Source organism: Profundicola chukchiensis (genome assembly GCF_029664245.1).
In the GTDB taxonomy this organism is placed as follows: Bacteria; Bacteroidota; Bacteroidia; order Flavobacteriales; family Weeksellaceae; genus Profundicola; species Profundicola chukchiensis.
The window spans coordinates 301510-322243 of record NZ_JANAIE010000002.1; the positions used below are offsets into that span (position 1 = coordinate 301510).

At 35.7% G+C, this 20734-nt stretch carries 15 protein-coding genes; 10 read left to right on the forward strand and 5 right to left on the reverse strand.

Annotated features, from left to right (window positions below):
- Positions 1-19 precede the first annotated feature (19 nt).
- Genes NLM59_RS03615 through NLM59_RS03625 form a run of 3 tightly spaced genes read left to right on the forward strand, consistent with a single transcriptional unit; the run spans position 20 to position 3913 of the window.
- Entirely contained in the window at positions 20-1921 is a 1902-nt protein-coding gene (locus NLM59_RS03615; RefSeq protein WP_304416378.1) for a PBP1 and LysM peptidoglycan-binding domain-containing protein, read from the forward strand.
- 26 nt (positions 1922-1947) lie between these two features.
- Complete coding sequence (gene gltX, locus NLM59_RS03620; protein ID WP_304416379.1) at positions 1948-3456, forward strand: glutamate--tRNA ligase; 1509 nt, start codon at positions 1948-1950, stop codon at positions 3454-3456.
- 55 nt (positions 3457-3511) lie between these two features.
- Entirely contained in the window at positions 3512-3913 is a 402-nt protein-coding gene (locus NLM59_RS03625; protein ID WP_304416380.1) for a DUF6973 domain-containing protein, read from the forward strand.
- A gap of 1 nt (position 3914) precedes the next feature.
- On the opposite strand, the gene NLM59_RS03630 is transcribed toward NLM59_RS03625, so the two are convergent.
- From NLM59_RS03630 to fbaA, 3 genes are all read right to left on the reverse strand, one after another.
- A complete protein-coding gene (locus NLM59_RS03630; RefSeq protein ID WP_304416381.1) occupies positions 3915-4622 on the reverse strand; it encodes a DUF4197 domain-containing protein in 708 nt (235 codons plus the stop codon).
- Between the two features lie 52 nt (positions 4623-4674).
- A complete protein-coding gene (accD, locus tag NLM59_RS03635; RefSeq protein ID WP_304416382.1) occupies positions 4675-5526 on the reverse strand; it encodes an acetyl-CoA carboxylase, carboxyltransferase subunit beta in 852 nt (283 codons plus the stop codon).
- 109 nt (positions 5527-5635) lie between these two features.
- Complete coding sequence (gene fbaA, locus NLM59_RS03640; RefSeq protein ID WP_304416383.1) at positions 5636-6703, reverse strand: class II fructose-bisphosphate aldolase; 1068 nt, start codon at positions 6701-6703, stop codon at positions 5636-5638.
- 293 nt (positions 6704-6996) lie between these two features.
- Between fbaA and nhaC the strand changes: the two genes are divergently transcribed.
- The 3 genes from nhaC (at position 6997) to NLM59_RS03655 (ending at position 11200) form a co-directional block, all read left to right on the forward strand.
- Entirely contained in the window at positions 6997-8472 is a 1476-nt protein-coding gene (gene nhaC / locus NLM59_RS03645; RefSeq protein ID WP_304416384.1) for a Na+/H+ antiporter NhaC, read from the forward strand.
- A gap of 177 nt (positions 8473-8649) precedes the next feature.
- Positions 8650-9513: an MBL fold metallo-hydrolase gene (locus NLM59_RS03650; protein ID WP_304416385.1), complete on the forward strand. Its 864-nt coding sequence runs from the start codon at positions 8650-8652 to the stop codon at positions 9511-9513.
- Positions 9476-11200, forward strand: coding sequence for an Ig-like domain-containing protein (locus NLM59_RS03655; protein ID WP_304416386.1), 1725 nt, complete (start codon positions 9476-9478; stop codon positions 11198-11200). Before NLM59_RS03650 ends, NLM59_RS03655 begins: the two co-directional genes overlap by 38 nt.
- A gap of 387 nt (positions 11201-11587) precedes the next feature.
- Here the strand turns inward: NLM59_RS03655 and porV are convergent, their stop codons facing one another.
- Together porV and porU are read right to left on the reverse strand one after the other, a co-directional pair.
- Positions 11588-12763 carry a type IX secretion system outer membrane channel protein PorV gene (porV, locus tag NLM59_RS03660; protein ID WP_304416387.1) on the reverse strand — a complete coding sequence of 392 codons (1176 nt, stop codon included), beginning with the start codon at positions 12761-12763 and terminating at the stop codon, positions 11588-11590.
- Positions 12764-12813: 50 nt separating this feature from the next.
- Entirely contained in the window at positions 12814-16650 is a 3837-nt protein-coding gene (porU, locus tag NLM59_RS03665) for a type IX secretion system sortase PorU (RefSeq protein ID WP_304416388.1), read from the reverse strand.
- 148 nt (positions 16651-16798) lie between these two features.
- On the opposite strand from porU, the gene gldJ reads away from it, so the two are divergent.
- The 4 genes from gldJ (at position 16799) to NLM59_RS03685 (ending at position 20604) form a co-directional block, all read left to right on the forward strand.
- Entirely contained in the window at positions 16799-18433 is a 1635-nt protein-coding gene (gene gldJ, locus NLM59_RS03670; protein WP_304416389.1) for a gliding motility lipoprotein GldJ, read from the forward strand.
- Positions 18434-18508: 75 nt separating this feature from the next.
- The gene (locus tag NLM59_RS03675; protein ID WP_304416390.1) at positions 18509-19789 is read left to right on the forward strand and encodes a UDP-N-acetylmuramoyl-tripeptide--D-alanyl-D-alanine ligase; all 1281 of its coding nucleotides are present in this window, start codon (positions 18509-18511) and stop codon (positions 19787-19789) included.
- Between the two features lie 99 nt (positions 19790-19888).
- Positions 19889-20197, forward strand: coding sequence for a hypothetical protein (locus NLM59_RS03680; protein WP_304416391.1), 309 nt, complete (start codon positions 19889-19891; stop codon positions 20195-20197).
- 62 nt (positions 20198-20259) lie between these two features.
- Entirely contained in the window at positions 20260-20604 is a 345-nt protein-coding gene (locus NLM59_RS03685) for a hypothetical protein (RefSeq protein ID WP_304416392.1), read from the forward strand.
- The last annotated feature ends 130 nt before the right edge of the window (positions 20605-20734 follow it).

Sequence of the window (20734 nt, forward strand, 5' to 3'; positions counted from 1 at the left end):
TCAAAAATCTAGACATCGCATGAAAAAAATATTCGTTTCCATAAGCTTGTTTATGACCTTTTTAGCCTATGCCCAAGTTACAAAGCATACGGTAGAGGCTCAAGAAACAGTATACGGGATTTCAACGCAATACGGCATTAGTCAAGAACAACTAAAGAATGCTAATCCTTTTTTAAAAGAAAGAGGATTGCAAATTGGTGATGTATTAACAATTCCTGGACAACAAGGCGCAGAAGAAAGTAGCCTCCCAGAAGGTACAGTGGCTGATTACGAGGATAAAGAGTTTTATTATCGTGTGATCCAACCGAAGCAAACTTTATATTCACTTTCTAAGGAATATGGAGTTTCTCAAGAGACGATTACTAGCTTAAACCCTTTTATTAAAGAAAGAGGTTTACAATATAAAGATGTCGTAAGGATACCTAAAAAACAAGCGCAGACCGAGCAAGCAGAACAAGAAGTTCAGGTTCCAGAAGGTATGCACTTAGTAAAAGCTGGAGAAACAGTTTATTCTATTTCTCAAGTCTACAATTTAGAGATGTCTGATATTTATGCTGCGAATAGAAACCTACAAACAGAAGGTTTAAAGAAAGGTGAATTCATTAAAATCCCTACTAAGAAATCAGTTTCAATCCCAGAAGGAAAAACTTATTTTGAGCACGAAGTTGTAAAAGATGAAACTGTATTTTCATTATTACGTAGATATGACGTAAGTCTAGACGAATTAATCGCCTTGAATCCAGACTTGGAAAATGGTTTACAGAAAGGAATGACGCTAAAAGTGCCATTAAAGAAAGGAGCTAAATTAGAAGAAGCACCAAAATTAGTGGAAACTTCAGGAGCCAACTTTTCAGACAATGAAATTAACATTGTATGGATGATGCCATTCTTTTTAGATACACCTAAATCAAATGCAGGCGAAAGACAAGTTGCACAAGACTTCTACATGGGTGCACAAGTAGCTTTAGAGCAGTTAATTAAATCTGGTAAGAAAGTAAACGTTGAGGTGATCGATATTCAAAGAGACAAAGACGCTTTAGATAAATTCCTTGACACCCCAGATTTCAGTAAATATGATGCGATTGTAGGACCATTCTTTGAAGAAATGATTGCGCATGTAGCTGTGAAATTAGAAAGAACAGATGTTCCAATTTTCTCTCCTTTAATCAATTCTGAAAGCTTAGAGGCTTATAAGAATGTTTACTTAGCAACTCCAAGAGATGAGTTTGCTGCTGATTTGATTGTTGAGGAAATGGCTAATGCTTATAATGGTAAACAAGAAGTTAAAATCTTGACCAATTCTAAGGATGAGAACATCGCTAATTATGTTAAAAGCAAGTTCACCCAAAGATTTGGTGATGCTAAAATTACGATTACTAAGAATCCAAACGACTTGAAATTAGTTGAACATAAAACTATTACTCAAGACGCAGAAGGAAACGATGTTGAGAATATTACATACGAACCTATCTTAGCTGTATTAGCAGCCGATAACAACAAATTAGGAGATCAGTTCGTAAAAGTAATTACAGAACAAGACGCAGCCTCAATCAATGGATATAGTCTTTATTTTGTTCCAGCATTAGATGTATTCGATGGAAATAATGTGAATAACATTAAAGCTTTAAAAGAAATGGGCTTTGCATACACAGCTACTCGATTGGTAAATACTTTCGGAGAGAATGAGAAGCAAATTATTGCTAATTTCCAAGATAAATATTGTTCTGTTCCAAATAAATATATGTCTATCGGATATGATATCGTTTATGATGTGGTAGATAGAATGGATAAGAGTGGTAAAATCTCTGCCTTTGATGCTAAGAGATCTGAAACACGTTTATCTACTAAATTTGGATACGACAAAGTTGATAATGGCGAAGCTAAAATCAACAAAGAATTAAGAATCATTAGATTAAATTAATAATCATCTTTTCATAAAAATATTATATGTCTGTACGTGTAAGATTTGCACCAAGTCCGACAGGACCGCTGCATATGGGTGGCGTTAGAACTGCTTTGTTTAACTATTTATTTGCTAAAAAACATAAAGGAACTTTTGTCTTAAGGATTGAAGACACTGACCAAAATAGGTATGTTGAAGGCGCAGAAGAGTACATAAAAGAAGCATTGGAATGGTGTGGACTTATCCCAGATGAAGGTCCGGGATATGGTGGAGATTATGCTCCCTATCGTCAGTCGGATAGAAAAGAAATCTATCAGAAATATGTTCAAGAATTAATTGATTCTGGAAACGCTTATTATGCTTTCGATACACAAGAGGATTTAGATAAATTAAGAAGCGAAGCTGAATCAGAAGGCAGAACTTTTATTTATAATTACACCAATAGACTTCATCTTAGAAACTCGCTTAACTTAAGCGCTGAAGAGACACAAGCTCTTTTGGACTCTGATACTCCACATGTTATTCGTTTTAAAATTCATGCGGGAGAAACTTTTAGATTACATGATATCATCAGAGGAAATATTAGCGTAGACACTTCTACGCTAGATGACAAAATCTTGATGAAAAACGACGGAATGCCAACCTATCACCTAGCAAATATTGTTGATGATCATGAGATGGCAATCACACATGTAATTCGTGGAGAGGAATGGTTACCAAGTTTACCATTACACTTATTGATGTATGATGCATTTGATTGGACTCCACCTCAGTTTGCTCACTTACCATTGATTTTAAAATCAGAAGGTAAAGGAAAATTAAGCAAAAGGGATGGAGATAAACACGGATTCCCTGTTTTCCCATTAGAATGGAAAACCGAGGACGGCGTAGCAAGAGGTTACCGAGAAGACGGTTACTTCCCTGATGCTTTTATTAATATGTTGGCATTATTAGGTTGGAACCCAGGTACTGAACAAGAAATCTTCAGTTTAGAAGAACTGTCACAAGCTTTTGATTTAAATAAAGTTAATAACTCTGGCGCGAGATTCAATCCAGATAAAACAACTTGGTTCAATCATCAATATCTACAGCAAAAGAGTGATGAGGAATTGACAGCATCTTTTCAAAGCATCTTAAAAGAAAAAGGTATTGAGACCAATACTGAATTCGATCAAAAGATTGTTAGCTTATTAAAAGAGCGTGCTAATTTTGTTTCGGATATGTGGACTGAAGGTGAGTTTTTCTATCAAGCCCCAAGCAGTTATGATGAGAAAAGCTTCAAAAAAGTTTGGAAAGAGGACACCAAAGATATTTTAAACAAATTCTTGTCTTTTGATATTCCAAATTATGATAGTGCGGAAGAAATTCAAGCCAAAGTAAAAGACTTTGTAAAGGATAACGAAATTGGTTTTGGTAAAATCATGATGCCATTGCGTGTTGCTTTGGTAGGTGGCTTACACGGACCTGATATTCCAGTTATTATGTCTTTATTAGGCAAAGAAGAAGTTAAAAATAGATTGGACTCACTGATTTCTTTTAGTGAAAACAAGTGATTTAAAACGACATTGGAAAACTTTTAAGAGCATCTCACTGAACTTATGTTCACAGATGCTCTTTCTGTTATTTTCAAGACCTCATCTAATTCCATTTATCGCATTTGCGACATTGGAAACTATGCACATCTCTGATAAGAAATTTGATGATCACAGCTTAGACACCAAGTCCAATGCCTATAAACACGCCCTTTGGAATATACTTATCGCTTACCATATTCAACTGTTTTATAGAACGCCACAAAAGGCCTTAAATAGAACTAAAAGGATTACAGATATGCACGAGGAATGCTTCAAGAATAAACCAGAAGCAGAAGCAATGGATTTGGCCAACAATGAGATTGGTAGGAATATTTATCTTAAAGCATACGAGGAGTTCAATAGAAAACCAAAAAAGAAAATCCTGCTCCAACATTTATCAGCGGAACAGGATTCTTTTATTTATTTAGAAGATTAAATTAATCTTGCATTGCAAACACTCTTTGTAATAAAGGAGTTGTTCTTGCTCCAAGATTGGTTCTAATATCTTTCTCTTTATTCGCTACTTTCACAAATAATCCATCAATCGTTTTTTGAGTCACATACTCAGTTAAGTTTGGATTAACTGGCTGAACCAAAGGCACTGAATTATATTTTTGAATAATCTGTGACCAAATTTCGTTGGCTCCAACTTTATCCAATGAATTTTGAATTTTTGGTTGAAAAGCTGAAGTTAATTGAGCCGTAGTTTTATTTTTTAAGTAAAATGTAGCGGCGTGATCATTTCCAGTTAAAATTCCCATTGCATCCTGAAAAGTTAAACCTGTAATAGCAGACACAAAAATAGGTTTTGCTTCTACCACAGCATCTTCAGCTGCACGGTTTAATACTTTTAAACCTTCATCAGCTAAAGCTCCTAGCCCAATCTGACGCAAAGTTTGATCAACTTTTTGAAGCTCATTAGGTAATAAAATCTTAACTGCTTGATCTCTGAAAAAACCGTCTTTTTCTCCTAGAATATCAACACCTTCAACAACTCCAAACTCTAGCGCTTGTTTTAATCCACTAGCTACTTCTAGGTTAGTCCCTCCCATTTCGGGCATATTGTCGACAATGGTTTGTAATTCAGCACAGCCATTTATAACAAACATGAAGGGAATCATACATATTAAGGCAAATTTTCTCATAATCAATGTTTTTATAGATTTATTCCTTGATTTAAATCAAATAACAATCCATTTATTTTTTTTCTTCAATAATGAAGTCAATCATTTGAGAAAGTTTGCTCTTCAAGTGCTTGCGATGAACGATAACATCCACAAATCCTTTTTCTTGTAAGAACTCTGCCGTTTGGAATCCTTCTGGTAAATCTTTACCAATGGTTTCTTTAATTACACGAGGTCCCGCAAATCCAATCAATGCACCTGGTTCTGCAAAAGTAACATCCCCCATCATCCCGAAAGATGCTGTAATTCCACCAAAAGTTGGGTCAGTAAGCAATGTTAAATAAGGTAATTTAGCTTCTGATAATTGAATCAATTTAGCCTCCACTTTCACCATTTGCATTAAAGACAATGCAGCTTCCATCATACGCGCACCTCCTGATTTACAAATCAGTATATAAGGCATCTTATTTTTAATAGCGTAATCAATAGCACGAACAATTTTCTCTCCCATCGCAGAGCCTAAAGACCCACCGATGAAATCAAAGTCCATACAACTGATCATCACTTCTCTTCCATTCATTTTACCAGAGGCATTACGAATAGAATCTTTTAACCCTGTTTTCTTTTGAGTATTCTTCAATCGATCCTCATAAGCTTGTGTATCGGTCCAGTTCAATGGGTCACGACTCTCTACTTTAGCGTCATGCTCCTTAAACTTGCCATCATCAAACAACATTTTAAAATATTCTTCAGAACCAATTCTCACATGGAAATCATCTTCTGGACTCACATAATAATTCTTAGCAAGATCCTCTGTATCAATGATTTTACCCGTTGGAGTTTTATACCATAATCCTTTTGGGGTATCTTTTTTCTCTTCTGTTGAGGTCTGAATATTTTTCTTTTTTCTTCTAAACCAAGCCATATATCAATTTCTATAGGGGTAAAAGTACAAATAATATTTAAAGCAGATAAAATAAGCTGATTTTTCACGGGTGAAAAATCAGCTTAAATTTTAAATTTCTAAGAGTTGATTACAATCTATCAATATTGTTTAAATCTTCGAAAGCTTTCTTCAATCTTTCGTTGAATGCTTTCTCTCCTTCTCTTAACCAAACTCTTGGGTCGTAGTATTTTTTGTTTGGAAGATCCTCTCCATCTGGGTTTCCAATTTGAGATTGGATGTAACCATGCTTATCTGCATAATAATCTCTAACACCGCTCATGAATGCATATTGCTGATCGGTATCAATGTTCATTTTAATTACACCATACCCAATAGCTTCTTGAATTTCAGCTTCAGAAGAACCTGAACCTCCGTGGAATACAAAGTTTACTGGTTTATCACCTGTTCCTCTTTCTTTTTGAATATGCTCTTGAGAATTCTTCAAGATTTTTGGAGTTAAAACAACGTTTCCTGGCTTATAAACCCCGTGAACATTACCAAAAGCTGCAGCAATTGTGAAATCATCTGAAACTTCTTTTAATCTATCATAAGCATATAAAACCTCTTCTGGCTGTGTATATAATTTAGAAGTATCTACGTCTGTGTTATCCACACCATCTTCTTCACCTCCAGTAATACCTAATTCGATTTCTAGAGTCATACCCATCTTTGCCATACGCTCGAAGTATTTAACAGAAATGTCAATATTTTCTTCGATTGGCTCTTCAGATAAGTCTAACATGTGCGAACTATAAAGCGAGTGTCCGTGTGTTTTGAAGTAAGCTTCGTTAGCTTCCATTAAACCATCAATCCAAGGCAATAATTTCTTAGCACAGTGGTCTGTATGCATAATGACAGTAGCTCCATAAGCTTTTGCCATTTCGTGAACGTGTTTTGCGCCTGAAACTGCACCTAAAATAGCTGCTTTCTGACCGTCGTTAGATAATCCTTTACCAGCATTAAAAGCTGCTCCTCCGTTAGAAAACTGAATAATAACTGGTGCATTTACGGCAGCAGCTGTTTCCATTACGGCGTTCATAGTATTACTACCAATTACGTTTACTGCAGGCAATGCATACTTGTTTTCTTTAGCGTCTGCAAAGATTTCAGAAACTAATTTTCCGGTAGCAACACCGGCAGGAAATTTTCTACTCATGGTTTTAATTTTTCGTTTCCCACAAATATAAGGAATTGAAAATACATTTGTTTAACATAATTCAATGATTTTTACTGCCTAATTCCAAGCCCTCAATACATAAATTTTCATCTCCTAATGATGTTGCACCTGCTTAGATTTATTTTTAACATTAAGCTCAAAGCACCAACAAAATCATAAAAGTCAATGCTTTACATTCCATTTAATTCATTTTTACAATTATTTCTTAAATTAAAATCAGAACAGACAATTTATTTTTAAGTATATTCAACGCTTCAAAGAAGATATTTAGCATGAAAAAGATTAGCCTAGGTCAATCCATGATTCCCATCGTCGTTTTAATCGCTCTTCTAGCATTAAATGTTTACGTTTTCGAATCAGATGCTACTTATGGCTCAAATCAATTTTCTTTATTACTAGCTGCGGCTGTTGCGGCCATCATTGGAATTAGGAATGGTGTTAAGTTTGAAGAAATTTTGGATAGAATTTCTTTAAACCTAAAAGCAACTACGCCAGCCATTTTAATTTTACTTTTTGTGGGATCCTTAGCAGGTACTTGGCTTTTAAGCGGAATTGTACCAGCTATGATTTATTATGGTTTAAATATCCTCACGCCCACCATCTTCTTTGTGGCTTGTATTTTAATATGTATTGTCGTTTCAATGGCTACAGGTAGTTCGTGGACAACGAGTGCTACGATTGGTATTGCTCTGATAGGAATAGGGAATGGATTGGGATTAGATTCAGCGATGACGGCAGGAGCTGTGCTTTCTGGAGCTTATTTTGGCGATAAAATGTCTCCACTTTCGGATACGACTAACCTTGCTCCGGCCATTGCAGGAACAGATTTGAATACGCACATTAAATACATGACCATTACAACCGTGCCTACGATTATCATAACACTTATCGTGTTTTTAATCTTAGGGTTTACAGCTTCCATTCATGGAAATATTGACAAAGAAATTGTTCAGAATTTAATTGCTGATAACTTCAATGTCAGCCCGTGGTTATTTACTGTTCCTTTATTGGTAATTATTTTAATTGTCATGAGGGTTCCACCTTTAATGGCGCTACTAGTTGGAACAGTTCTAGGTGGAGTAGCTGCGATTATATTTCAGCAAGATTTATTATTACAAATGTCGGGAGCTGAAAGCCTAAATTCTGTGGAAACCTATCGAATTGTAATGAATAGCATTACGGTAGACACCATCATTCCGGTGGAAGAAGTTAGGTTAGAAAATGGAACATTACTGAATCTTGGCGGTCTTTTCGAACAAGGTGGAATGGCCGGAATGTTAGGTACGGTTTGGTTAATTATCTGTGCCATGGCATTTGGTGGAGTTTTAGAAGCTATCGGAGCCTTGAAAAGAATTTCAGAGTTTTTCTTAGGATTATTTCAATCTGTTTTTGGATTATTTGCCAGTACCGTTGCAACTGCATTAGCACTAAACATTACCGCATCTGATCAATATTTAGCCATTGTAGTATCGGGTAAAATGTTCTCTGAGGCATATAAAGACAAAGGACTAGCTCCAGAAAACTTAAGTAGAACCTTAGAAGATTCAGCAACTGTTACCTCTGTATTAGTTCCGTGGAATACTTGTGGAGCTTATCATTCCAAAGTATTATTGGGTGAAGCTGGTAATATGTCGTTCATTCCTTATGCGATATTCAACTATTTAAGTCCATTTATGACTTTATTAGTGGCTGCAATTGGTTATAAAATCAGAATGCGTGGAGAAGAAAAAGAATCTATTTTTTCTTAAAAAACGCTTTTAATTTATCTGATTAAAAGCTTCTTCACATTCATTTTATTCCTGCTGCTAAATCTTTTATATTTGTACGAGAAGATTTTTTTTAAGGCATTTAATGCTCGATGATTTTGAGTTAAAATAATTTAAACTCATATCAGTTCTTATTGTTTAATTTTAAAAATATATCCAATGAAAATATATCCAATAGAATGCGGAAATCTTAAGTTAGATGGTGGTGCTATGTTTGGCGTAGTCCCTAAAACTATTTGGACAAGAACCAATCCTGCAGACGACAAAAACATGATTGACATTGCTACGCGCTCCCTTTTGATTGAAGACGGCGATCGTTTGATTTTAATCGATACGGGTATGGGTAACAAGCAAGACGAAAAGTTCTTTGGATATTATTATTTATGGGGAAATCACGATATCGATAGCTCCTTAGCTAAATATGGCTTTACACGTGACGATGTTACCGATGTGTTTTTAACTCATTTACATTTTGATCACTGTGGTGGAGCTATTCAATGGAATAAAGACAGAACTGGATATGAGCCAGCTTTCAAAAATGCTAAATTCTGGTCTAACAAAGATCATTGGCAGTGGGCTGTTGAACCAAACCCAAGAGAAAAAGCATCGTTTTTAACAGAAAACATTCAGCCGATTAAAGACAGTGGACAATTAAATTTCATTGATGTTCCTCAGGATAATTTCAATGGAACGACTCCCCTAGGATTTGATGTGATTTTTGTGGATGGTCATACCGACAAACAAATGCTTCCAAAAATTCAATACAAAGACAAAACGATTGTTTACACAGCTGATTTAATTGCAACGGCAGGGCATGTTCCTTTGGTTTATGTTATGGGATATGATACTAGACCTTTATTAACCATTAAAGAAAAGGAGATTTTCTTAGATAAGGCAGTTGATGAAAATTGGATTTTAGCTTTCGAGCACGATGCACATAATCAGTTAGCCACCCTAAAACGCACCGAAAGAGGTGTTAGAATTGATGAAACATTCACATTTAATGAAGTTTTTGGTGAGTAAGTATTACATTTTTACAATCGCATTAGTATATCTTCTTTTTTCTTGGTCTTGCGCCAGAAAAGGAAGACCCGATGGTGGTCCTAAGGATATTACGCCACCGGTTTTGTTGCAATCGATTCCAGATACATTTAGCACGAATGTAGATACCAAAATCAAAAAAATTGAACTTAATTTTGATGAATATGTGACTTTGAAGGATTACATGAAAAATGTAATTATTTCTCCGCCAGTTGACCCTCAGCCTATTTTCACGCCAACAGGAATGGCCGCAAAGAAAGTTACTGTTGAGTTTTCTGGAGAATTACAACCAGAAACCACTTATACCATCAATTTTGGTCAAAGTATTCAAGATAATAACGAGGGAAATCCACTCTCCTATTTTTCTTATATTTTCTCTACAGGCGATAAAATCGACTCATTAGAAATTATAGGTAAAGTGAATAACATGGGCGAAAGAAAGTTGCCAGAAAATGTGATTGCCGCCCTTTACCGAATTGATTCTACTTATAATGATAGTTTAATTTTTAAGCAAAAGCCTTATTACGTTGCTAAATTAGACACAGCGAATCAATTTTCGCTTAAATATTTGCGTTCAGGATCGTATAGATTAGTTGCGTTTAATGATGAGGTTGCGAATACAAGACTAGATCCTGCCAAAGAAAAGTTTGCTTTTTATCCTGAAATCGTAGAAGCTGGAAGCAGCCAAAATTATGATTTAAATTTATTTAAGTTAAATCAGCCTTATAGAGCTAAAGAAGTAAGCCAAGTAGATTATGGTAAATTAGAATTTTACTTTGAAGGAAAACCAGAAAAAGTAGACATTCAAGCTTTGGAACCTACTTTCACGACTTCTAAAATTTATCACAAAGCTTATTCAGATACAGCTACCTTATATTTTAATCCAAGCATAGATTCATTGACTGAAAAGCGCGTTCGCATGCATTTTGCCGTGAATTTCATGGATAAAATTGATTCTTTACCGCCTGTAATTTATCAAACAGAAAAATACACGCCTCTAAAGGTTTATGGAAGAAACTTGGATTATGTTCCAGGGAAGATGTATGAGATTGAGGCAAATTATCCGCTAGATACGTTGGATAAATCTTTTATATCTGTCGTTAAAGATTCTGTTGATTTAGACTTTGAAGTGAAACGATTGAAGCCTAATAAATTTGGTTTAGACTTTCCGATTGAATTTAATTCAAAATATAAAATTGCGGTTTTACCAGAAGCTGCTAAAGATTATATGCAGCGAACCAATGATACTTTAAACCTAAGTTTTGGGGTAAAAGAATCAAGAGACTTCGGTAACCTCATCTTGAACATTCAGAACAAGCCTGAAGCTCCTTTTTGGTTAAAGTTAATGAATGCGCAGGATAGAGAAGTTACTTCAGTGTATGGCACAAAGGCAAAGCATGAGTTTAAACATCTAAAGCCGGGAGAATATTATTTTAAACTCTTGGTAGATGAAAACGCTAATGAGCGATATGATACGGGAGATTGGTATGAACAAAAACAACCAGAACCGATTTATATTTATCAAGAAAATGTAACGGTTCGTGCGTATTGGGACATTGAGGAAACCTGGGTATTAGGTTCTTCTAATCAAAAATCTATAGAAGCACCAGAGAAAAAGGATATAGAGGAGTTGATGGATACACGTCCGAGAACCTTGGATAGACCCTAAAGTAATTTTTCTACCCTAGATATTTAGACCTCTAAATTAAAAGATTTAGTAAAGCCCAAGCTTGATAAAATAATTCAAGTTTGGGCTTTTTTAATTGATTCAAAGTATAACTTTCCTTTTCATTTAAACACGAAATAAATGACTCGGAGCGCGGCCTGGATTGTCGTGGAAATCCTTTCTTTGCTGGCAAGCAACAATTTGCGAAGCCAAAGAGCGACCAACGGAAGCTCCTTTGGCGAGATAAATTGTCTTGTTGGCTAAGAAAGATTGGAACAGAAAGCCAGTTAAGCCGCCCAAATAAAACTAAATCCCATGTTGATGAACTAATTATTAAAGCAAAAAAAAGAGGCCCTATAGACCTCTTTTATATTTTGTATTAACTGAATTTTAGTAATCGTAGCTATTGTAAGTTTCGCCACCGAAATCCCAAGTTAATCCGAATCTTAATGTATTTTCTAAAGCGTTGTTTACGTTGTTAGTTGGGATTAAATAAGAGAAGTCTAATCCGAATGCGTTAAATCTCATTCCAGCACCTAAAGTAGCGTATTGTCTAGCTCCTTTTTCCATGCTTTCGTGGAAATAACCTGTTCTGAACGCGAATGCATTGTTGTAAACATATTCAGCTGAAAGTGCCCAAGTGAACTCTTTTAATTCTTCTGAGAAACCACCTGGAGCATCGCTAAATGAGTTGAAAATTCCCGAAACAACTCCATCATTTGGAATCGCCCAATAATCTACATTTCCGTCGTTGTTAACGTCCACAGGAACACTTGGCGTAGGAACTAATAATTTGTTCACCTCTACTCCTGCTGTTACTTTGTTGTAATCATCTAATAAGAAATCAAACGCCCCTCCCAAACGCATATTCGTTGGCAAGAAAGATCCTGTTTCTTGATCATCTGTATAGCTAATTTTTGGTCCAATATTACTAATGTTGAAACCACCTCTAATTCTACCGTCGAAGCTATTGAAGTTCATTCTCTCGGTTTGGAAATAACCTGCTACGTCCACCGCGAAAGAGCTTCCCGCTTTGGTCAATGCGTCTTGGTCATTGTTGAATAAATCTGAGCGAATATATCTTGCGGCAACCGCCATACCATAATAGTCACTTAATTTCAAACCATAAGAAACGTCAATTGAAAACTCGTTTGGTTTTGCCTGACCTAAGCTAGTGATTTCACCTCCAACTAGCTCTGTTAAGTCAACTTGTCCTAAGTTGAAGTAATAAATACTTGCCGCTACCGTACTTCTTTCCTCCTCACCTAAATAAGTGTAGAATGTACCGTTTAATAAGAATACATCGTCTGTAATTTCACTTAAATAAGGTGTATATGAAATACCAACTCCTGAATAGTTTTTGGCGAAAACATATTTTGCAGGGTTCCAATATTGTGAGAAGGCATCTGGAGAAGTTGCAACTCCCATATCACCTAAACCACCCGCACGAGCATCTGGAGAAATTCTTAAGAAAGGTGCACCTGTTAGAACTGGTCTGTTGGCTTCTTGAGCCCAAATACATCCTGTTAATACAACCAACAGGATCAAGCTTAATTTATTTTTCATAGGTTTCGCAATATAATGTATTTTCATTTTTAAAGATTCAAAATTAAGATTTATTTTAATATTACAAGCTTCTCTGTTTCGGAAGCTGTGCCTTTACAACTTTCGGGGTTGGCTCCTTTTATAATTGTCTTATATATATAGACGCCTTTTCCGATTTTATTGCCAAAGTCATCTAAACCATCCCAAGGAATTCCGAATTTATCGGTTCTATATCCTTCTCTAAAGGGCGCTGAAGAAACTTGTTGGCGAATCGTTTTCACTAATTTACCTGCAATACTGAATATTTGAACTTGAACTTCTAGGGCTTCTGGGCAATTATGCTCAAAATGGAAATAAGTCTGATTGGTAAATGGATTGGGCCAATTCATCAATCGATTCATATGCAATTGTTGGTCACCGTTGTCCATAACTACAAAATCTAACGTTTCGGTTGTGGAATTATTGTTAATATCCCAAACTCTAAAAGTAACGGTATGCTCGCCTAGTTCTAAATCACTCAACTTATATAATACACGTCCTTTTTGGAAATCTCTAACATTTGGATTGATACATGGCGAAGCATCTCCTCCCTCGAAATATTCGTTCAATACGGTTGTTGTACTAATCTTCCCATCTAGTAAATAAGTTATATCATGTCCGATTCCGGCTCCTGTTGCATTAATTCCGGTACTATCTACAACACAGGCCAATAAATAAGGACTTCTATCGGTAATTCCACCGTTGGCAAAGTTTAAGTTGTTCATATATAAACCAACCACCGGACCTTCGTCGTCATTTACTCCATCTGGGTTAATGTCACCCACCAAGATATCATTCTTATACGTCATCCCGTCTACCTCGTTATTATGCGCATACAATGAAATCTTTCCTTCACCTACATCGAAGTTAATATCTTTAGGTACATAGAATTCTAATTTGTAGTTACCATTTTCCACTGAAGTGGTACCTCTATATATTGCGTCTACTTGTTCTGTGAATTCTAAAACATCAATATTTCCATCGTTGTTTAAAGTTGTTCTCTCTACTGCCTTATCGAATAAAGTTCCTGTGATTTCTCCATTAAAGTTAGCATCCACACCAGAATTGCTAGCGTTTAAAACTTTACCTTCAAAACTCACAAAATCTAAGGCGCGTAGAGTTCCTGTAAACGCATCTGCTGGCTCTCCATTAATTTTATCAATTGTAATTTCTCTTGGCGGGCGAGCTAAAGAAATTAGCGGATCACCAATTAAATTAATACTCAAACCTTCGTCTCCTAAATTATAATCAAGCTTTGCTAAACGTAATGCTTCTCCAATGGGTAAGAATTTATCACCATCCTCTTGAAATATTCTTCGAATAATTTTATCGTTAATTCCAAGTCCATAAACTACTGCAATCTCTCTACTGGTTGTCAACATGGCGACTGAACCACCATTTGGGTTTTTGATTAGCATTTCTCCACCAGAATCGATTTGAGGTATATCCCAAACTGTAAAATCACAAGTCACCGTTACGAAAACAGGCAAACGACTAAACTGCTGCTGAAAGTTGGTTAATTCTCTAATCTCATTTGGCGTAAAAACTCTTTCTTGCGCCCAACCATTTACACCACCATGACCAAAATAATTCACCAATAGTGTTCCCGTTTCGATTCCATTTACAATAGCATCGGTAACTGCTGGATAACGTAATCCACCTGAGCTACCTTCTTGTAAAAAAGCATCTATGTATAATTTCCTTAAAGTATAAGCTGGTTCATTTTGCTCTAAAAATTGAGCAGCATCTTGATCAACTGTATGATGGAAAGCGTTGTTTGGTCCTGGATTATCATCGTCTACCACAAACATGATTTTAGATCGCCAATCTCCGAATGGACTTCCTAAATTACTATCTGGACTAAAATAACTCAAAGTTTTATCGACCAATACTTTTGCTTCAGCGCGTGTGGCTGCGGGTAATCTCCCAATAGCAATATCGATTTGAAGCGGGTGTAAGCCTACATCGGTATCGTCTAACATTCCATAAAAATCATCCGAAACATAAGTTGTCCCTAGTCCTCTACTCGCCTCTGATTGATAAGTCGGAACCATATTGGTATTATTCGGAATTCTCTCTTTAAAATCATAAGACCCATCCCCAAAAAGTAAAGCATATTTAAGATTCCCATGTTCGTATAGCATTTTAAAGAAATCTCTAATCGCACTAATATCCTGCGACCCCGAACCAAATTCATTATATACTTGCTCAGTCGTCACAACAGCTGTGTTTACTCCACTATATAATTGGTGAGCGTTTGCCAACCTTTCAGCTTGGGCTTTATAGTCTGGATAGGTTACAATTACATAATCTACATTGGAAATTGTACTAATCGCTTGGTTGTCGATTTGTTCTACAAATTTTGGACTTAATGCTTGCTCTTTATTAAAGGCAATAAATTCGTTCTTATAATTTGAACTTGTTGTTCTAAACTTATAAGTTCCTCCTTCTGAAACTAGCATTTTAGCGTTTACTCTATCCGAAACATCCCAAACCATTTGAGGTGAGCCAGTTAAATTAAAGTCGTAAACCGTATTTTCATTCAAGTCTTCTAACCATCTAAACCCTAATTGTTGATTATTAAAAGCTAAGTTCTGCTTAAAGCTTAATCGCACATAATCTAAATAAACACTTGCTGCAGGATTCGAAGAATTATTGAGATTTAAATTTAAACTAAAAGGAAGGTTGCCCGTAAACTCGCTATTTCCCATTCTCACTTCAAAAAGCGCATTGGCTCCACCAGCAAAACTAGTTGTTCCAACAGTTGCTCCATTCAAATTTACATCTACACTGGTATTTCCTGCGTTTACCCCAACATAGCGGTATTCTATTCGGCCAGTCCCCACCATATTACCCATATGATTTAAATTGATATTAAAATCATTATCTCTGGCTAAGTTCTGTCCAAACCATTGTCGACCTACATTATATATATTGATATTATCTTTTTCGTAAAATAAGACTTGATCGAAATCTCCTTTGTTAGCAACTGCGTTTTCTTGAATATTTTCAAGCTGAACTCTTTTACCATTTCCTGGACTTTCAAAATTAATAAAGTAATATGCTTTATCCTCATACAAGTGCTTAGAATGTCTTGGGTAAATTGAATTAGAAATCCTATCGATCCCATTAGGTCCCTGCGCATAAAACAAGAAATAATCTGACTCGTCGAAACTACCATCCTCTAAACCTTCGGCATAGATCGCATTTTCTTGTAGTCCATTGTATCTAAAATCCCCTGGATTCTCTGGAAGCATCATTCCTCCATTACCATAAATTTTAAATTTACTGGGGTTAAAGTCTGTTGGTATTCCATTTTGCCTTAAAAAAGCCTTATCTATTTTATATATACCTGTGGTATCAACGCTGATTTTATAGAACCTTCCATTGCTTGCATTTAAAACGGCTGGCGGTGGCGTACGATTCGAATTAGAGTTGGTAGTAATAGTACGGTTTGAATTAACTACTTCAAAACTTGTAATCTGATAGGCTCTATTTTCGTCGCGATAAAGTCCTGTAATATCTAAAGCTTTATGAATAGCTTTACCACCTTTCATGGTTTTAATCCAAAATTCTGGCTCTTTGGGAAGGTCGGTAAACTGCACATCTCCCAATTCTTTTCTTGATATTTCTTTGGACTGAATATTTTGGATTTCAAAATTATCAAGACCACTTGCTACTTCCTGATAATAAAAGTGGGCTATATTTTTTGAATCTAAATAATTTCCAGTTGATTGGATACTTGGAACAAAAACCGTATTTTCGCCAAACGAATTTATTTCTGACTTAGCTTTCCAAGTTAATTGAAAGCTCTGTGCAGCGAGTGAATTCAGCGAAAAGAGGAGGAGGATATATAAATAGTATTTCATTTCAAATCTAAACGTTTAATAGAAATTTTTATTTCGATTACAATAAAAAAATTAAGTAATCGTTATGAAAGAGCAAAGTAAAATTGCAATATTCGTTGTAAATTTTTTTCTTTGCAAGATATATAAAAGTTGAAAACAAATAAATCAAATGAATAAAAGTAAGTTCATTTTAGTTCTTACCCTGATGACATCTCTTGTATTCCTAAGCTGTGGAGGCGGCGGAGGCAGCAAAGGTGGTGGGACTAAGAATTTTACCAGTCGTTCTGGATGGAAACCTAATGACCAAAAAGGTTGGATGTTTACCGGGAAAAAGAACAAAGAGAAAGCGTGGGTCGGAATGGTTTATATTGAAGGTGGTTCTTATACCATGGGTCAAGTTAAAACCGATGTAATGCGTGATTGGAACAATACGCCTAGACGTATGCAAGTTCGTTCTTTTTATTTAGGAGATGCAGAGGTTACAAACTACGAGTATCGTGAGTATATGGCGTGGATGGCTTATGTATTCCCATCAAGCGACCCAAATAACAAATTAATCAATCAAGGTATTCTACCTGATACATTGGTTTGGGGGAATAAATTATCTCGCAACGAATTATTTGTTAATGAATATTTAAGAAATCCTTCTTTCGACTATTATCCAGTTGTTGGTGTTTCTTGGCTACAAGCAGAAAGATACTGTGAGTGGTTGACAGACAGAGCTAACGAAAAAGCGATGATGGAGAAAGGCTATATCGACAAGGATTTATACTTAAATGAAGAGGTTAACTTAGGTTCTAATCACTTTAACACAGATAAATTCCAACAAAGTCCTGATCAAGTATTTGAGGGGGATAATGTAATCGATACGGCTAGAATCTTGAAAGAAGTTAAAGTTAAAACTCCTAACTCAAGAATCAACTATCGTGCAACCATGAACTCAAACTTGGTTTCTCAATTTAGACTTCCAACAGAAGCTGAGTGGGAATATGCAGCTTTAGCTTTACCTGCTGATCGTGTTTATAACGAATATAAAGGTAAAAACATTGCTGGATACTCATTAAGAGAGGAGCGCGGTAGAAAACGTGGTGATTTCATCGAGAACTTCAAACAAGGTCGTGGTGACTACTCCGGTATTGGAGGTTGGGGTAATGATGGTTCTGCCATTACCAATGATGTTAAGAAATTTAAAGCCAATCCATTTGGATTACACGGTATGTTAGGTAACGTTGCTGAGTGGACTGCGGATGTTTATCGTCCAATCATTGACGACGAAGCAAATGACTTCAACTACTTCCGTGGTAATATCTATACAAGAAGAATTGAAAATCCAGATGGTGGTTACGAAACTTACCAAGAAGGTGAAGTTCAATATGACACTTTAGACAATGGTCAGTTATTAGCAAGAGGTTTACCAGGACACTACAAAAAAGAAGTTATCGAAGATGCTAGAGATTACCGTGATGGTGACTACAGATCTTCTCTTGAGCTAGCTGGTGAGGATATCGATCCAGATGCGACCAACGATGCTATGTATAATTCGCCTGTAAGAAACTTCGTAGTTGCTGATGATGGTAGAGTTATCATGGAGAAAGATGGAAATCAAAGATTCACTGATATTAGCAAGTCGCTTAGAGTTGTTAAAGGTGGTTCTTGGAAAGATGACATCTATTGGTTAGATCCAGGTCAGAGAAGATACCTTAACGAAGGTTCTGCAGCTGCTTGGGTAGGATTCCGTGTCGCACAAGACTATACAGGAAACGAAGAAATGGGAGGCAAACGCAGCAAGAGAGGCGTTAAATAATCCAACAACATTTATATATTTAAAAAGAGAGCTTAATCGCTCTCTTTTTTTATGCTTTTATTTTATCTTTATATCATGAATGTAAAAGAATTTTATCCACTATTTCTTAAGTCAACAGGTGTATGTACCGATACTAGAAAAGTTGAAAAAGGAAACGTATTTATCGCTTTAAAAGGTGATAACTTTAATGGTAATGAATATGCTAGTCAAGCTTTAAAAGGAGGCGCCATGGCAGCTATAGTTGATGAAGCAGAATTTGCTAAACCAGAAGAAAATATTTATTTGGTTGAGGATGGATTGATTTTTTTACAAAACTTAGCACAATATCATCGTTTACAATTAGACATTCCCTTTATTGGATTGACGGGCAGTAATGGAAAAACCACCACCAAAGAGCTAATTGCTACTTGCCTTGAGCCAAAATATAAAGTTGCCTACACCCAAGGAAACTTTAATAATCATATTGGCGTTCCTCTTACTTTATTATCCATAGATGCTTCACATGAGATTGCAGTCATAGAAATGGGCGCAAATCATATGGGAGAGATTGCTGATTTGTGCGAAATTGCTCAACCTGATTTTGGCTATATCACCAATTTTGGAAAAGCGCACATAGAAGGCTTTGGAAGTAAGGAAGGAGTGATCAAGGCTAAATCTGAGTTATATCAATTTTTGAATAAAACCAATGGCACTGCATTTATAAATGTGGATGATCCAATTCAACTAGAAAAATCTACAGATTTAAAAACCATTAGGTTTGGTTTTGAACAAAATGCTACTTACAATTTTAATAGAACTTCTGAAAACGGTTTGGCAGCCATTCAATATAAAGACTCCTCATTACAAACTCATTTAAGCGGGAATTATAACGAACCGAATATTGCAGCTGCCGCCAGTATAGCTTTACATTTTGGTGTATCGGCTATTGAAATTCAGAAAGCACTGGCATCCTATCACCCTAATTTGAATCGCTCACAAGAAATCGAAAAAGACGAACGAAAAATCCTTTTAGATGCCTATAACGCGAATCCAACTTCTATGGAAGCTGCTCTGCGTAACTTTGCTACTTTAGAAGGTTCTAAGACGGTGGTATTAGGTGATATGTTTGAGTTGGGTGATATATCTGACCAAGAACATCATCAGATCGCCAAATTAGCGACAGAGTTGAAGTTTGATAACATCATTTTAATTGGTCATGAATTTCAAAAGGTGAAATTGGCGCATCCAAATATTCATCAATTCCCAAGTAGAGATGTATTTATGGAGCACATAAAGCAACATAAGATTGAAACAGATCGCATCTTAATTAAAGGCTCAAGAGGAATGGCGTTGGAGAAAGTGTTGGAGGTTATTTAAAGGATGATGGTGTTTTGGATAAAACTAATTTCTAAGAAAATATTTTTCCAATTAAAAATTATTCCCTATTTTTATGATATAAATCATAAATTCAAAGAGATGAAAAGACTATTTACCCCCCTATTTTTAGGCGGTGGTTTTTACACTCCTGGAGATAACGGACCTCCCGGACCTGGGTCTCCAGGCGGAACTTATAGTGGTCCTAGTGAAAGTGACGGCTCATCAGTTGGTTACACAAGATTTGTTATTGGTGATGGTGGTACAGGAAACCAAGATGATGTGGATGCTATAAATCAAATTACCCTCGAAATGGATGCTGCTTTTGGGGTTGGGAATTGGGTTTTGTTGAAAGTATGCCCGATGACGCGCCCAGCTTTGATAGTGCAACTGAATATTATAACTTTTTAATTAACTCATTAAACATTGCATATTTAGATGAAACTAGCACTGAGGATTTAGAAACTAATTCAATGCTAAAAAGTTATAGAATTGTTATTTTTGAAAACCTTTTGGGAAGCGAGAGAGGTTTAAATGTTAGGATTAAGTTTGATTTAAATTATAATCTACCTGATATTATTGGTGTTACAACGAATTGGTTTGGTGGCGAACTATTTAATGAGTGGTTTTATGATGATAATAATTGGTCAAGTACTATTAACAATAATCATATTCATTTAATAGGTTCGCTGGAACAGAGGGTTTTAATAAATGGCTATGGAATAAAAATTATTGAACATGAGATTCATGTAGATTTTAACGTGGATTCTCTTGGGAATATGGTTGGCTCACCAAATGTCGAACTAATAATTCAGTAACTATGCATCCAAAATATGGAGAATTTTTAGGTTTTATAATTAGTATATTAATAATCGTTTTCATTTTCTATTTAATTTACAAATTAATTTTCGTGAAAAATAAAAGAAATCGATATGATAAGTCAAATTA

What these genes read in the sequence shown, in the direction of transcription:
- NLM59_RS03615 (WP_304416378.1), top strand. Translation starts at nt 20, where the DNA reads ATGAAAAAAATATTCGTTTCCATAAGCTTGTTTATGACCTTTTTAGCC.
- gltX (WP_304416379.1), top strand. Translation starts at nt 1,948, where the DNA reads ATGTCTGTACGTGTAAGATTTGCACCAAGTCCGACAGGACCGCTGCAT.
- NLM59_RS03625 (WP_304416380.1), top strand. Translation starts at nt 3,512, where the DNA reads ATGCTCTTTCTGTTATTTTCAAGACCTCATCTAATTCCATTTATCGCA.
- NLM59_RS03630 (WP_304416381.1), bottom strand. Translation starts at nt 4,622, where the DNA reads ATGAGAAAATTTGCCTTAATATGTATGATTCCCTTCATGTTTGTTATA.
- accD (WP_304416382.1), bottom strand. Translation starts at nt 5,526, where the DNA reads ATGGCTTGGTTTAGAAGAAAAAAGAAAAATATTCAGACCTCAACAGAA.
- fbaA (WP_304416383.1), bottom strand. Translation starts at nt 6,703, where the DNA reads ATGAGTAGAAAATTTCCTGCCGGTGTTGCTACCGGAAAATTAGTTTCT.
- nhaC (WP_304416384.1), top strand. Translation starts at nt 6,997, where the DNA reads ATGAAAAAGATTAGCCTAGGTCAATCCATGATTCCCATCGTCGTTTTA.
- NLM59_RS03650 (WP_304416385.1), top strand. Translation starts at nt 8,650, where the DNA reads ATGAAAATATATCCAATAGAATGCGGAAATCTTAAGTTAGATGGTGGT.
- NLM59_RS03655 (WP_304416386.1), top strand. Translation starts at nt 9,476, where the DNA reads ATGAAACATTCACATTTAATGAAGTTTTTGGTGAGTAAGTATTACATT.
- porV (WP_304416387.1), bottom strand. Translation starts at nt 12,763, where the DNA reads ATGAAAAATAAATTAAGCTTGATCCTGTTGGTTGTATTAACAGGATGT.
- porU (WP_304416388.1), bottom strand. Translation starts at nt 16,650, where the DNA reads ATGAAATACTATTTATATATCCTCCTCCTCTTTTCGCTGAATTCACTC.
- gldJ (WP_304416389.1), top strand. Translation starts at nt 16,799, where the DNA reads ATGAATAAAAGTAAGTTCATTTTAGTTCTTACCCTGATGACATCTCTT.
- NLM59_RS03675 (WP_304416390.1), top strand. Translation starts at nt 18,509, where the DNA reads ATGAATGTAAAAGAATTTTATCCACTATTTCTTAAGTCAACAGGTGTA.
- NLM59_RS03680 (WP_304416391.1), top strand. Translation starts at nt 19,889, where the DNA reads ATGAAAAGACTATTTACCCCCCTATTTTTAGGCGGTGGTTTTTACACT.
- NLM59_RS03685 (WP_304416392.1), top strand. Translation starts at nt 20,260, where the DNA reads ATGCTAAAAAGTTATAGAATTGTTATTTTTGAAAACCTTTTGGGAAGC.